This window comes from Streptomyces sp. NPDC104307 (assembly GCF_055584045.1).
The window spans coordinates 454,785-469,137 of sequence record NZ_JBVJMU010000005.1 but is presented as its reverse complement, the minus strand read 5'-3'; the positions used below and the strand labels follow the sequence as shown (position 1 = coordinate 469,137).

The 14,353-nt window shown below is 71.4% G+C and carries 9 protein-coding genes; 2 read left to right on the top strand and 7 right to left on the bottom strand.

Going from position 1 to position 14,353, the window contains the following annotated elements:
* Positions 1-15: 15 nt before the first annotated feature.
* Positions 16-2,361 carry an AbfB domain-containing protein gene (locus ACZ601_RS17125; protein WP_469538443.1) on the top strand — a complete coding sequence of 782 codons (2,346 nt, stop codon included), beginning with the start codon at positions 16-18 and terminating at the stop codon, positions 2,359-2,361.
* 135 nt (positions 2,362-2,496) lie between these two features.
* Here ACZ601_RS17125 and ACZ601_RS17120 read toward each other — a convergent pair whose 3' ends face one another.
* The 6 genes from ACZ601_RS17120 to ACZ601_RS17095 all read right to left on the bottom strand — a co-directional run bounded on the left by ACZ601_RS17120 (position 2,497) and on the right by ACZ601_RS17095 (position 11,258).
* Positions 2,497-3,009 carry a GNAT family N-acetyltransferase gene (locus ACZ601_RS17120; RefSeq protein ID WP_469538441.1) on the bottom strand — a complete coding sequence of 171 codons (513 nt, stop codon included), beginning with the start codon at positions 3,007-3,009 and terminating at the stop codon, positions 2,497-2,499.
* Between the two features lie 106 nt (positions 3,010-3,115).
* Positions 3,116-6,409, bottom strand: coding sequence for a LamG-like jellyroll fold domain-containing protein (locus tag ACZ601_RS17115; RefSeq protein ID WP_469538439.1), 3,294 nt, complete (start codon positions 6,407-6,409; stop codon positions 3,116-3,118).
* Between the two features lie 198 nt (positions 6,410-6,607).
* Entirely contained in the window at positions 6,608-9,046 is a 2,439-nt protein-coding gene (locus ACZ601_RS17110) for a GH92 family glycosyl hydrolase (RefSeq protein ID WP_469538436.1), read from the bottom strand.
* Positions 9,047-9,293: 247 nt separating this feature from the next.
* Complete coding sequence (locus ACZ601_RS17105; RefSeq protein WP_469538434.1) at positions 9,294-10,391, bottom strand: NADH:flavin oxidoreductase/NADH oxidase; 1,098 nt, start codon at positions 10,389-10,391, stop codon at positions 9,294-9,296.
* 126 nt (positions 10,392-10,517) lie between these two features.
* Positions 10,518-10,790, bottom strand: coding sequence for a DUF1876 domain-containing protein (locus tag ACZ601_RS17100; RefSeq protein ID WP_440579082.1), 273 nt, complete (start codon positions 10,788-10,790; stop codon positions 10,518-10,520).
* 84 nt (positions 10,791-10,874) lie between these two features.
* Complete coding sequence (locus tag ACZ601_RS17095; RefSeq protein WP_469538430.1) at positions 10,875-11,258, bottom strand: hypothetical protein; 384 nt, start codon at positions 11,256-11,258, stop codon at positions 10,875-10,877.
* 137 nt (positions 11,259-11,395) lie between these two features.
* Here ACZ601_RS17095 and ACZ601_RS17090 point away from each other — a divergent pair, with 137 nt between their 5' ends.
* Positions 11,396-11,800 carry a hypothetical protein gene (locus tag ACZ601_RS17090; RefSeq protein ID WP_469538427.1) on the top strand — a complete coding sequence of 135 codons (405 nt, stop codon included), beginning with the start codon at positions 11,396-11,398 and terminating at the stop codon, positions 11,798-11,800.
* A 143-nt stretch (positions 11,801-11,943) separates the two neighbouring features.
* Here the strand turns inward: ACZ601_RS17090 and ACZ601_RS17085 are convergent, their stop codons facing one another.
* Positions 11,944-14,349 carry a beta-xylosidase/alpha-l-arabinosidase gene (locus tag ACZ601_RS17085; RefSeq protein WP_469538424.1) on the bottom strand — a complete coding sequence of 802 codons (2,406 nt, stop codon included), beginning with the start codon at positions 14,347-14,349 and terminating at the stop codon, positions 11,944-11,946.
* Positions 14,350-14,353: the final 4 nt, after the last annotated feature.

Sequence of the window (14,353 nt, the reverse complement as noted above, 5' to 3'; positions counted from 1 at the left end):
AAGGAGACGAAACCCATGAGCCGCTTACGTGTTCCCGGCCGCAGGCCGTGGTGGAGACGGACGATCGCCACCACCGGGCTACTGGCGCTGGTGGCCACCGCCCTGGTGGGAATCGGCACGGCACCGGCCGGCGCGGCGTCCTGGACGCCCAAGCCCGCCCCCATGACCACGCCCTGGACGAACCAGGTCCCGGTGGACAAGCCGCTGCCCGAGTACCCGCGCCCGCAGCTCACCCGGCCCGACTGGGCCAACCTCAACGGCATCTGGGACTTCGCGGTGACCGGCCGCGACGCCGGGCAGCCCGCGTCGTTCACCGATCAGATCCGGGTGCCGTTCGTCGCGGAGTCCGCGCTGTCCGGCATCCAGCGGAAGATCACCGAGAACGACAAGCTCTGGTACAAGCGCACCTTCACCGTGCCGTCCGACTGGAACGGCCGCCGGGTCGAGCTGAACTTCGGCGCGTCCGACTGGCAGACCACGGTCTGGGTCAACGGCACCCAGGTCGGCGCCCACAAGGGCGGCTACGACTCGTTCAAGTACGACATCACGCCGCAGCTCAACGGCGGTACGAACACGGTCGTGGTCTCCGTGTACGACCCGACACAGACCGGCGGGCAGGCCGTCGGCAAGCAGCGCATCAACGGCGTGCAGCCGCACGACGGCGGCGGGATCTTCTACACCGCGGCCTCCGGCATCTGGCAGACCGTCTGGCTGGAGCCCGTCGCCGCCGCGCACATCACCCGCCTGGACATGACCCCGAACCTGGGCGACAGCACCCTGCGGGTGAAGGTGCAGGGCGCGTCCGCCTCCGGCCGCAGCGCGAGGGTCACCGTCTCCAGCGGCGGGACCGTGGTGGGTACGGCCACCGGAACCGTCGGCTCCGAGATCTCCGTAGCGGTGCCGAGCGCCCATCTGTGGACCCCGGAGGACCCGTTCCTGTACGACGTGAAGGCGGAGCTGCTCGACGGCTCGGCCGTCACCGACTCGGCCGGCAGTTACACGGGCATGCGGTCCATCGCCGTGGCGAAGGTCGACGGCGTGCTGCGCCCGGTCCTCAACGGGAAGTTCGTCTTCCAGACCGGCACCCTGGACCAGGGCTACTGGCCGGACGGCATCTACACCGCGCCGACCGACGCCGCCCTGAAGTCGGACCTCCAGGCCCACAAGGACCTCGGGTTCAACATGGTCCGCAAGCACATCAAGGTCGAACCGCAGCGCTGGTTCTACTGGGCGGACAAGCTGGGTCTGCTGGTCTGGCAGGACATGCCCGCCATGGACACCGGCAAGAGCCCCGACTCCGCGGCGCGCACCCAGTGGGAGTCCGAGTTCCACGCGATCATCGACCAGCACCGCAGCTCGCCCTCGCTGGTCATGTGGGTGGACCAGAACGAGGGCTGGGGCCAGTACGACCAGGCCAGGATCGCCAGCGAGGTGAAGGCGTACGACCCGTCCCGGCTGGTGAACAACATGAGCGGCGTCAACTGCTGCGGCTCGGTGGACGGCGGCAACGGGGACGTGGTCGACAACCACATCTACGTCGGCCCCGGCAACACCGCCCCGACCGCGACGAGAGCCGCGGTCCTCGGTGAGTTCGGCGGCCTCGGCTACAAGGTCCCCGGACACGAGTGGTTCCCCGGCGGCGGCTTCAGCTACGAGGACCAGCCGAGCGTCTCCGCGCTGAACAACCGCTTCGTCGGGCTGCTCGACAGCATCCGGGTCGGCCAGCTGCCCGCGGGCCTCTCCGCCTCGGTCTACACCGAGATCACCGATGTGGAGAACGAGGCGAACGGGCTGCTCACCTACGACCGCCAGGTCGTCAAGGTGGACACGGCGCGGGTGAAGGCCGCCAACCAGGCCCTCATCAACGCCTCACGGAACCCCGCCCCGCCGGTGACCCTGCCCACCGGGCAGTACAAGTCGCTGCGGGTCACGACACCCGGGTACACCAACAAGTACCTGCGCCATCAGGAAGCGCTCGCCTTCACCGAGGTCGTCGACAGCGGGAGCAGCGCGCTGCTGAAGAGCGACGCCACCTGGAAGATCGTCACCGGGCTCGGCAACAGCAACTGCTACTCGCTGGAGTCCCGCAACTATCCCGGCGAGTACCTGCGGCACCGGGACTTCCGGGTCCGGCGGGACGCCAACGACGGCTCGGCGCTGTTCAAGGCCGATGCCACCTGGTGCGCGGTCGCCGGTTCCGGCGGGGTACGGCTGTCCAGCGCCAATCTGCCGGGCAGCTATCTGCGCCACATCGACTCGGAGGTGTGGCTGGCCACACCGGGCGGCACCCACGCCTGGGACAACCCGGCCACGTTCACCGAGGACACCACCTGGGCGGTCGAGGCGCCCTGGGCTCCCTGACCTGCCCTTGGGTCGTGTCCGCAGCACGCCGACGGCCCGGCCGTGACGCATTCGCGTCGCGTCCGGGCCGTCGGTCCGTGCTCGGCGGGTGCGCTACCGCGCCGTACCCGCCGGTGCGAGGTACGTGTGCGGTGTCTACCGCGCCGCACCGGCCGGGGCGAGGTAGGTGTGCAGCAGCGCCGTCCGGCCGTCGGCCGTCGTCCAGTCGCCCTCGCGGCTGGAGACGAGCCGCCAGCCGGCGCGCTCGTAGAGCCGGACGGCGGCGGTTCCGCCGTCCTCCACCTCCAGCACCGGCCGCAGACCGTCGGCGGTCGCGGCGGCCACCGCGGTCGCGAGCAGCGCGGTCGCCACCCCGCTCCGCCGGGCCGACGCCGTCGCGAACAGCCTTGACACCGAGGCCAGTTCGTCCGGCGGGAGCCCGACCTCGGCCGCCATGGCGTGGCCGGTCCGGGTCAGTGCGACATGCCCAAGGACGTAGGGGCCGTCCCAGGCCGCCCAGGCGTCGAGCAGCCCTTCGGGGGTCAGCCAGCCCGCCGGGTCTTCCGGCCACCGGGCCGGGTAGCGGTCCGCCTCGTACACCGTGGCCAGTGCCTCGACGCAGGCCTTCAGCTCGTCGTCGAGGCGGCGGCGGATCTCCGGATCATCCATCCCCCGATCCTCACACGACGCCGGTTCCTGACCGAGTGCCGGGGCATGCCGCTGCCTGCCGTCGCACGGGTGCGACGGCAGGCAGCGAGTCACCGTGCCGGACGGTCTACCGCTGTCCGGCGTCGTGCAGCGCGCTCACCTCGTCCGCGGTCAGGGCCTTGTCGTACACCTTGACCTGGTCGATGGAGCCGTTCCAGAAGTCGCCCTTCTCACCGGCGTACTGCCCGCGGCCCACCGAGAGCGGGCCGGTGCTCACGTCGGCGGGACCGGCCGGGGCGGTGCCCGCGAGGGTGCCGTCGACGTACAGCTTCAGCTCGTCGCCCTCGCGCACGCCCACCAGGTGGTACCACTTACCGGTCTCGGGCGTCATCTCGGCCCGCGCGCGCTTGCCGCCGGGGGTGCTGAAGGCGAACGCGCCCTGTCCGTACTGGAGATAGAACGGGTTCTCCGTGCGGCGGCCGTCCTGGCTGACCGCGGTCGCGTAGTTGCCGGGCAGCGCGTCGAGCGAGGCCCAGGCGGAGACGGTGTAGTCGCCGGTGGTGTCGACGGCCGGGCCGGTCGTCTGGGCGTACTGGCCCTCACCGTTGAACTTCAGCGCGGAGCCCTGGACGCCGGGCGTCCAGGTGGTGCCGGCGGAGAGGGTGAGCGGGAGGCGGTTGGGGCCCTGGTCGGCGGCCTTGGTGCCCTTGCCCTCGTCGAGGTTCCAGGCGGCGCCGCCCTTCACCTCGTCGCGGTGGCCGGCGTTGGCGCCGGCCGCGATGACCTGCTGGTTGATCTGGCGGACCTTCTTCGGGTCGACCTTGATCTCGCGCCGGTCGTAGGTGTAGAGGCCGTTCAGCTCGTTCTCCAGGTCGCTGACCTGGGTGTACACCGAGCCGGACAGTTCGGCTCCGGCGGCGGCGAGGTAGTACGTCCGGGTGTTGTCGACGTACTTGGCGGTGAGAGCGTCCTTGTCCGCGACCCCGCTGTAGATCGCCGCGGGGGCACCCGGCCACATGTGCCCGGGGCTGCGGAGGGTGAAGCCGCCGTGCTCGCCGTCCATAGCCGCCCGGTCGTCCGGGAAGGGCGCCTCGTTGTTGAGGTAGTCGTGGTGGTCGATGATGTCGCCCTTGCCCGAGTCACCCTTGGACGAGCAGCAGTTGACCCCGCTGTGCGCGTTGACGACACGGGAGGGGTCGGCGGCCTTGACGGACTCGGCGATCTTGCCGGTCTCGGTGCGGTCCCATTCGCCCCAGCCCTCGTTGAAGACGATCCAGCCGCCGATCGAGGGCGAGTTGTGCAGCTGCTCCATCATCTGCTTGCCCTGCGAGAGGAAGGCCTGCTGGCCCTTCTCACCGGTGATGTCGGAGGAGACGAAGTCCTGCCAGACCAGCAGTCCGAGCTGGTCCGCGTGGTAGTACCAGCGTGCCGACTCCACCTTGATGTGCTTGCGCACCGCGTTGAAGCCGAGCTCCTTCTGCGCCTTGAGGTCGAAGGTCAGCGCCGCGTCGCTCGGCTGGGTGTACAGACCGTCGGGCCAGAAGCCCTGGTCGAGCATGGCGAGGGAGTAGAACGGCTTTCCGTTGAGCACCAGCTTCTGGTAGCCGCCGACCTTCTCGATGCCGAGGGAGCGCATCCCGAAGTAGCTGTCGACGGTGTCCTTGGAGCGGCCGTCGGTGAGGCTGACCTGGAGGTCGTACAGGTACGGGTCGTCCGGGGTCCAGAGGTGCTGCTTCTTCACCGGCAGGCTCAGCGCGTGGTTGGCCGGTCCGGAGACCGTGCCGACGACCTTGCCCTTCTTGTCCCGGGCGACGGCGGTGATCCGCGCACCGGCCGAGGCCTGTGCGGAGTTGACCTTCAGGGCCAGGGTGCCCTTGTCGATGTCGGGCGTGGTCGTCAGGGAGTCCACGGAGGCGGGGGCCACCGGCTCCATCCAGACGGTCTGCCAGATGCCGGAGGACGGCGTGTAGACGATGCCGCCGGGGTTGCGGGACTGCTTGCCCTTCGGCTGGTCGTCACCGGTGGTGTCGGTGACCGCGACGACGATCTCCTGCTCGCCGCTGCCCTTGACCGCGTCAGTGATGTCCGCGGTGAAGGAGGTGTAGCCGCCGGTGTGCTCGGCGACCTGCTTGCCGTTGACCCAGACGGTGGCCTGGTAGTCGACGGCACCGAAGTTCAGCTTCAGCCGGTTGCTGCCGCCCTTGCCGTGCTTGTCGCCCTTCACGGACCAGTTCTTCGGCACCGTGACGAGCTTGCGGTAGAACATGTGGTCTTCGTGGCGCTCCAGGCCGGAGAGCTGCGACTCGACGGGGAACGGCACGGTGATGCGCTCACCGAGCTTCTTGCCGAAGACGGGCTTCTCGCCGGCCTTGGCCCCGGCGAACTCCCACGGGCCGTTGAGGTTCTTCCAGTCGTCACGGACCTGCTGCGGCCTGGGGTACTCGGGCAGCGGGTGGTTACGGTCGAGCTTGTCGCCCCAGGTCGTGGTCAGCCGGTGCGTGGAAAGGTTCTTCGCGGTGCGGCTGATCTGGGGGACGGCCTTGCCGCCCACCGTGAGCCCGGCCTTGCCGTCGTACGCGACCCGGACCTGCTGGCCCTTCTGGACGGGGGCGGTCAGGGTGACGAGCAGGGCCTTGGCGTTGCCGGGCACGCGGGCGACGGACTTCACCGGGATCGGCGAGGTGTCCGCCTCCAGGGTGAGGTGGTCCTTCACCGAGGAGTAGCTTGCGACCTTGTCGTCGAACGCCAGCTGGAGCCGCTGTCCGTCGCTCGGGACGCTCAGCCCGACGGGGTAGACCTCGAAGTCGGCCGGCGGGGTGAAGGCGGACTCCGGGACGACCTGCTTGGCGAGCTTCGCGCTGGACCAGCGCAGGAACATGTTGGCGCCGCCGGTGTCCTGGAACATCTCCAGCTTGAACTCGTGCGTCTCGCCGGCCTTGAGCGCGATCGGCTCGCTGGTCTGCTCGTTGTCCCAGTCCGGCTCCCAGTGGTCGATGACCACCTTGCCGTCGATGTAGAGCCGGAAGCCGTTGTCGCCGCTCGCGGCGAAGGTGTAGTCACCGTCCTCCGGGGCTGTGAGGCCGCCGGTCCAGCGGGCGGTGGTGTTCTCGGTCTGCCCGGTGGTGGACTCGAACGTGCCGGTGAGACCGGGGAAGTTGATCTGCGGGTCGAGGGCGACCCCGCCGAGCTTGGCGAAGTCCCGCGCGCCGGGCGCGGACATGCTGTAGTACTCGCCCTTCAGCCCCTGGGCCTCGGTGGCCGGGTCACCGGCCTTGAAGGTGGTCGCGGAGGCGGCGCCGGCGGCTGCGGCGGGGGTCGCTGCGGCGGCCGGGACCAGGGTGGCCCCGACGGGGATCAGCAGCGCGGCGGCACAGGCCGCCGTTCGGAACAGAGCGCGGGGGCGGGGCATTTGTCGTCTCAAGGCGTCGTCCTGTCGAGAGAGCTAGAAGTGCCTCGAACCTGTGAGGCACAGCACACAATCAAACATTCAGCCACAGCAACAAACGTAAAACAACAGTCATGCACAGGAAATTTTCAACGATAGAAAGCCTGCTCCACGGACGCCGTGCCGGATCGCCGCGCCCCGTTCGCGGCGATCCGGCACCAGGTCACCGACCTGTCAGCGCGGCAGTTGCGAAGTAGCCGTCCCCCAGGTGGTGTTGGGCTCGTCGCTGAGCCCGAAGGCCAGCGTGCCGCCCCTGGCGAGCAGGCTCGCGTCCGTCCATGAGCGGTCGCTGCGCCTGCCGTTGACCGTCACCGCGTCGATGTACGCGTGAGCGGCATCGGCGGCCGGGGCGGTGAGGGTGATGTCCCTGCCGTGCGGCCGGTCGATCACCGCCTCCGGGAACAGCGGAGCGCCCAGCAGCAGCGAGCCGCTGCCCGGCGACTGCGGGTAGAGCCCCAGCGCGGAGAAGACGTACCAGGCGGACATCGTCCCCAGGTCGTCATTGCCGGGCAGACCGCGCGGGCCCGTCCCGTACACCGTGTTCAGGATCTCGCGGACGGTCGCCTGGGTCTTCCACGGCTGACCGAGCGCGTTGTAGAGCCAGGGGGCGTGGATGCCGGGCTCGTTGGTCGGGTCGTAGCGCACGGAGTCGCCGCCCTTCACCGACCAGGAGCCGTCCGCCTTGTGGAAGAAGCCGTCGAGGCGCTGCGCCGCGACGTCCCGGCCGCCCATCGCCGCCGCCAGCCCCTGGACGTCCTGCGGCACCATCCAGGTGTACGTGGCGCTGGTGCCCTGTGCGAAGCCGAGGTCGCTTCCCGGGCTGAACGGGGAGACCCAGGAGCCGTCGAGATCGCGGGCCTGGATGTAACCGCTGGTGCCGGCCCCGTCGGTGGCCCCGGCGTTGAACACGTTGCGCCACCAGCCGCCGCGCTCCTTGAACGACTTGGCCTCCGAGTCACGGCCGAGCAGCGCGGCCCAGCGGCCGAGCGCGTCGTCGGCGACCGCGTCCTCCAGGGTCTCAGCGGCTCCGCCCCAGCAGTGGCAGACGTCCTGCGGCGCGTAGTGGGACTCCAGGTACTGCGCCAGGTTGGGCCGCTGGCCGGTGCACTGCCCCGGGCAGCCGGCGTCCGAGAGTCCGTCGTCCACGGGGACGGTCGCCTGGCGGGCCAGCGACTCGTAGGCGCCCTCGTAGTCGAAGTTCCGCACCCCCATGGCGTAGAACGTGGCGAGGGTGGCCGCCGTGGGGTCACCGGTCATGACGTGGGTGGCGCCGTTGATGTGCACCCAGCGGTCCCACACACCGCCGTTCTGCCGGGCGAAGTTGTACAGCGACTGGGCGAAGTCCCCGGCGATCTCCGGTTTCAGCAGGGCCAGCAGCTGTATCTGCGCCCGGTACTGGTCCCAGCCGGAGAAGTTGCTGTACTGCGCGCCCTGCCCGCGCTCGGTCCGGTGCGCCTTCCCGTCCATGCCCGGGTAGCGGCCGTCGGTGTCGCTGATGATGTTGGGCTGCATCAGGGAGTGGTACAGCGCGGTGTAGAAGGTGGTGCGCTGCGCCTCTGTACCGCCGCCGGTGCGTACGGAGTTCAGCTCCTTGTCCCAGCTCCGGCTCGCGGCGGCCGCCACGTCGCCCACGCCCGCGTGCGGGGCGATCTCGTCGCGGAGGTTGGCCTCGGCGCCGGACTGGCTGACGTAGGAGATGCCGATCCGCATGTGGACATCGTTGTCGGAGGCGGTGTCGAAGCCGACCCAGCCGCCCGATCCGCGCCCGGCCCGGTCCGCTCCGGTGGCGTAGCCCTCGCCGCCGCTGCCGGAGGTCGAGCCCGGGGCGAGCGTGCCGTCCTTCCAGGTGCCGGTGGTGGAGAAGGCGCGGTCGAAGGAGGCGCTGAAGTAGAGCCGGTAGTAGCTCTTGCGGTTGTTGGTGCCGCCGTTGGCCCGTCGCCCGCAGAACGCCCCGGTGAGCACAGAGCCGGTGACCTTGCGGTGCGCGGTGTCGATGTCGACCTGGGCGTCCTCGCTGCCGTTGAGCGAGTTGGAGACCCGGAAGAGGAGGCTGGCGGGCTTCCCGGCGGGGAAGGAGAAGTCGGCCACACCCGCCCGTCGGCTCACGGCGAGGTCGGCCTCGGCACCGGAGTCCAGGCCGACGGTGTAGCGGCCGGGGACGGCGCGTTCGTCGTCGTGCGAGAAGTCCGCGGCGTAGACGGCGTCCTTGGTGTCGGCCGACGGCGAGGAGGTGACGTCCCCGACGAACGGCATGATCGGGATGTCACCGGCCGCGCCCGGGTCGCACCCGGCGCCGTTGACGTGGGTGAGGCTCAGGCCGCGCAGCCGGGTGGTGTCGTACTGGTACCCGTTCGCGGCGCCGGTGCTCGTCTGGTCGCCCTTGGTGCTCGTGGGCGACCAGGCGATCATGCCGTTCGGGAGGGTGGCACCGGGAAAGGTGTTTCCGCCGTTCGCACTGCCGATGAGCGGGTCGACGTAGGCGGTGGGGCGGGTGGCCGGGGCGGCGGCTTCTGCCGCCGGGGGCAGCACGGCGGCGGCCAGCGCGCCGGTGACGAGCACGGCGGCTGTTCGCGCGGCGAGGCGCCGGGCCGCGGGCAACGGTCTGGTGGGCATGTCGCGGTACCTTCCAGGGAGTTCGGACAACGTTGTCTTCGTCCGGGGTCCGGCCGGGGCAACGGTGATCGATTCGCGGCCGAGCGTAGATCCCTCCGGCGCGGGAGGGAATGCCCCAGCCGTCATCCCTGATGAATGCGCGGTGAACGGTTGCCTTGTCGCGGCACGCACGCGTCCGCCCTCCGCGCACGTCCCGGGCGGGCCGGGAGGGAGTGTGCGCGGAGGGCGGACGGCGGTCGGACGGTGGTCAGATCGCGTACTCGTACTGCTCGGGAACGCGGACCGTGCCGCACAGTTCACGCGCCGCGTGCTGCGCCCACGACGGGTTGCGCAGGAGTTCGCGGCCGAGGAGGACAGCGTCCGCCCGGTCCTCGGTGAGGATCTTCTCGGCCTGCTGCGGGTCGGTGATCAGGCCCACGGCCGCGACGGGCAGGCCGGTCTCCCGCTTCACGCGCTCGGCGAAGGGCACCTGGTAGCCGGGCCCGGCCGCGATGCGGGCGCGGGGAGCGTTGCCGCCGGTGGAGACGTCCAGCAGGTCGACGCCGTGGTCCCGCAGCTCGGCGGCGAGCCGCACGGTCTCGTCCGCGGTCCAGCCCTCCCGCTCGTCGTCGGCGTTCTCGGTGAGCCAGTCCGTCGCGGAGACGCGGAAGAGGACGGGCAGCTCCTCCGGCCAGACCTCGCGCACGGCGTCGACGACCTGGAGGGCGAGCCGGACCCGGTTCTCGTAGCTGCCGCCGTACTGGTCGGTGCGCCGGTTGCTGTGCGGGGAGAGGAACTGCCCGATGAGGTAGCCGTGCGCGCCGTGCACCTCGACGACCTGGAAGCCCGCTTCGAGCGAGCGGCGCGCGGCCTCGCGGAAGTCCGCGACGACGCCCTGGATCTCCTCGGCGGTCAGCTCGTGGGGCACGGGGTGGCCGGTGTCGAACGGCAGCGGGCTGGGCGCGACGGGCGTCCAGCCGTGTGCCTCGGGCCCGACGGGTCCGCCGCCGGTCCACGGTGCGGCGGTCGACGCCTTGCGCCCGGCGTGCGCCAGCTGGATTCCGACCACAGAGCCCTGTGCCTTGACGAAGTCGGTGATCCGGCGGAAGGCCGCGGCCTGGGTGTCGTTCCAGATGCCGAGGTCGGCCGGGCTGATCCGGCCCTCCGGGCTGACGGCCGTCGCCTCGGTGAGGATGAGCCCGGTGCCGCCGGCGGCACGGGCCGCGAGATGGGCGAAGTGCCAGTCGGTGGGCACGCCCGTCCCCGGCCCCACCGGTTCGGCGCAGTACTGGCACATCGGCGCCATCCACACCCGGTTGGGCACGACAAGCGACCTCAGGGTGATGGGCTCGAAAAGGGCACTCACGACGGACTCCGTTTCGCCGGGTACGGAAGGATCGCTAGTACGATACATCCCGTACTACGACGTCCGTCAAATTACGACGAGTCTCGTACAAGGCCGGGGTCCGCAGCCCCGAGCCCGCTCAGCCCCTCAGGTCAGCGGATAGGACGTACGGCCGGACTCCTCGTCGATCTCGTCGTGGGCCTTGGTCAGCAACTTCATCGCCAGCTCGTTGAGCGCACGCGCACCCGCGATCTCCTCGCCCACCCGGGGCTGCTCGGAGTCCGAGGGGTGCCGGCTGGCGTAGCCGTGGGCGCGCACCTCACTCCCGTCGGAGAGCCGCACCAGGGCGGCGGCGCGGGTGCGGTGGGCGTCCTCCTCGAATTCCAGCTCGATGTGCCATCCGACAGCGGTCTGCGTCATGGGTGTTCACCTCCGGAGGTTCTTCCTCCAGGGTGCGCCCCTTGGCCCGGCGGTGCGCGGCGGGGGAAGGGGCGACCGGGGCACCTACCGCCCGCGGCGGCGCAGGGTGATGCGGGCGTCCGCGTCGTACAGCTGGTTCCAGCCGCGTCCGGCGCCCGACTTCCAGGTGACGTGAACGGTGTTCCCGTCGACTCTGACCCCGTCCACCGTCATCGCGCGGTCGCCGTCCCGCACGTCTCCGCGGCGCAACTCGTCGGCCCTGACCGTGACGGGGTCGGCCGTGCGCACGCTGTCCGCCTCGTCCGCCGCGAGACGGAGGGCGGTGGCCACCTCACGGGCCCGCTCCGGGGTGCAGATCAGCGAGAGCTCTCCGGCCGGCGTGCCGAGCCTGATCTCGACGCCCTCGCCGACGGGGGCCACCTCAAGGTGTCCGGCCGGCACACCGCTGTCCTCGTTCACGCTCTTCATCCGCTCTGCTGCTCCCTTGCCCGGAGTCCCGGGCCTATCGGTCCCGCCGGAGGCGCTCGGGCGGGTCCAGGCAGCTGAGCCGCCCGGTCGCCCAGGTCGGTGAGGGCCGACAGTAACCTTCTGCCATTCTGCTTGCCATGTCCGCACGAAATCGAAGACTGCCCCGGCACCGAGCCTGGCCACTGACCACCACCGACATCAACGAGTGTCTTGGCTCCTGCATGACCCGGGTCACGGAGCTGGGCTTTCTCACCGGACATGACAGCGGCACCATCGTTCTGGGAGCGGAATGGATCGCTCCGGTCCCCAGCAACTACGGCCGCGGCGTGCACCCGGACATGGTCGGCTTCCGCATAGACGTCCACCCGGTCGATGCCGCCGAACGTGCTGCCATCCGCGCGGTTCTCAGGGCGCGCGCCCTCCCGCAACTCCACGAATGGATCACAGAGGCGATCGCCGCCGACGAGACCTGGAAGTCGGCTCCCCATCGTCACCTCTGGCGCCTCACCCACGGCAACCTCACCCATCGCGACGAAGCATGACCCCAGTCCTCGCGACCCGCCGTCGACGCCGGGGATGCGCCACCGGCCGATGCCGCCGCCCCGCAGGGCCCGGCCGTAGCGACATGCCGAAAGTTTCGTGAACCTCCCCGCACGTCCGGCGGGGAGGTTCACGGGCGGGCCGGTCAGCGCGCGGCCGGCTCCGTCACGGGCTCGACCGAGGTCCCGCAGACGAGCCGCCGCCGGTGATCGACGGTCCGCTCGGGCCCGGTCAGCCGCAGCCGTACCGTCCGGCGGACGGCGGTGGCGGCGCTGGAGGCGGCGAGCCGCAGTTCGAGCTCGCCGGGTTCGACGATCCGGCGGCCGGCGATGCCGGTGAAGGACACCAGATCGGCGTGGAAGCGGAACCGGACCCTGGCCGCCGCACCGGCGGCGAGCGGCACTCGCGCGTAGCCGATCAGCCGCGCCTGGGGGCGGGTCGTCTGGGCGACCGGGTCGTGGACGTACAGCTGCACCACTTCGGCGCCCTCCCGGTCACCGGTGTTGCGGACCGTGAGTTCGATGTCGGCCGAGCCGTCGGTGGGGATCTCGGCCGGGACCTGACCGGCCTGTTCCCAGTCGAAGGAGGTGTACGACATGCCGTGCCCGAAGGGGTGGAGCGGCGTCGGGTCCAGATTGCTGACCCCGCTCGCGAGCCCCAGCGGCGGCTGCAGATACGTCCACGGCTGACCGCCCGGCCCCCTCGGTACGCTCACCGGGAGCCGGCCCGAGGGGTTGACCCGGCCGGACAGCACCCCGGCCAGCGCCGGACCGCCCTCCTCGCCGGGGAAGAAGGACTGCACGACGGCGGCCGTCCGGTCCGCCCACCGCCCCAGCGCGTACGGGCGGCCGGTCAGCAGCACCAGGATCACCGGGGTACCGGTGGCCAGCAGGGCGTCCAGCAGCTCGCCCTGCACCCCGGGGAGCGCGAGGTCCGCCGCGTCGCAGCCCTCACCGGAGGTGCCCCGGCCGAAGAGACCGGCCCGGTCACCGAGCACCGCGACACAGACATCGGCGTCCCCGGCCAGCCGGACGGCGTCGGTGATCGCGGACGTGTCCGTACCGTCCACCTCGCAGCCGGCCGCGAATCCGACGTCCGCGCCCGGGAGTTCGCCGCGCAGCGACTCCAGCACGGTCGGCACGTCGATGCCCATCCCGGTCCCGGGGTGCGAGACGCCGACGTGGCTGGGGAACGAGTAGCAGCCGAGCATCGCCAGCGGGTCGTCGGCGCGCGGTCCGACGACCGCGATCCGGCCGGTGCCGGGCAGCGGCAGCACGCCGTCGTTGGCGAGCAGCACACAGGCCTGCTCGGCGAGTTCGCGGGCCAGCGCCCGGTTCTCCGGCGGGTCGAGGTCGACGGTGCCCCGGGCCCGCTCGGGTTCCGTGTCCCGCAGGGCGGCGGGCAGCGGCGACCAGCCGGGGTCGAGCAGGCCGAGTTCGCACTTCTGCAGCAGTACTCGGTACAGGGCCCGGTCGACGAGTTCCTCGGCCACCGAGCCGTCTCGTACGGCGGCGACGAGGGCGTCCCCGTAGCTGCGGACGGTGGGCAGTTCCACGTCCACTCCGGCGCCCAGGGCGAGCCGGGCGGCGTCCGCGCGGTCGGCGGCGACCTTGTGCAGGGTCTCCAGGAAGCCGATGCCGAAGTAGTCCGCCACGACGGTCCCGGTGAACCCCCAGGTGTTCCGGAGCAGTTCGGTGAGCAGGGCAGGGTCGGCCGCGGAGGGCACTCCGTCGATCTCGGAGTAGGAGGACATCACCGAGCGGGCGCCGCCCTCGCGCAGCGCCATCTCGAAGGGCGGCAGGGTCACGTCCGCCATCTCGCGGGCCCCGGCCCTGACCGGCGCGAGGTTGCGCGCGCCCGCCGATGCCGCGTACCCGGCGAAGTGCTTGAGGGTGGCGACGATCCCGGCGGACTCCAGGCCTCGTACGTACGCCGTGCCGATGGTCCCGACGAGGTAGGGGTCCTCGCCGATGGTCTCCTCGACGCGGCCCCAGCGCAGGTCGCGTGCCACGTCCAGGACGGGGGCCAGGCCCTGGTGGACGCCGACGGAGCGCATGTCCCGGCCGATCCGGTGGGCCATCTCGGTGACCAGCTCCGGGTTCCAGGCCGCGCCCCAGGACAGCGGTACGGGGTAGGCGGTGGCGCCCCAGGCGGTGAAGCCGGCCAGGCACTCCTCGTGGGCGAGGGCCGGGATGGAGAACCGTCCGGCCCCGGCGATCAGGTGCTGGGCGCGGGCCAGGGCGAGCGCGCCGAGCCCGGGATCGACGGGGGCGGTGCCGAAGGGGCGGGTGAGCTGGCCCAGGCCGCGGGTGGTGAGCTCGTCCCAGTCGACCGGGTCGACCATGTCGTTCTGGTGCGGGGCGACCCCGTCGCCGTCGGCGTCGGCGCCCACCCAGACTCCGTACAGCTGGGCGGCCTTCTCCTCCAGGGTCATCCGGGGGACCAGGTCGGCCACCCGTTCCCGGGGGGTGAGGGAGGGGTCGCGCCAGGGGCCGTCGGTCTCGGGGGCCGTCTCGGTGCGGCGGGCGTGCGGGACAGCGGGGATTGCCATGGGG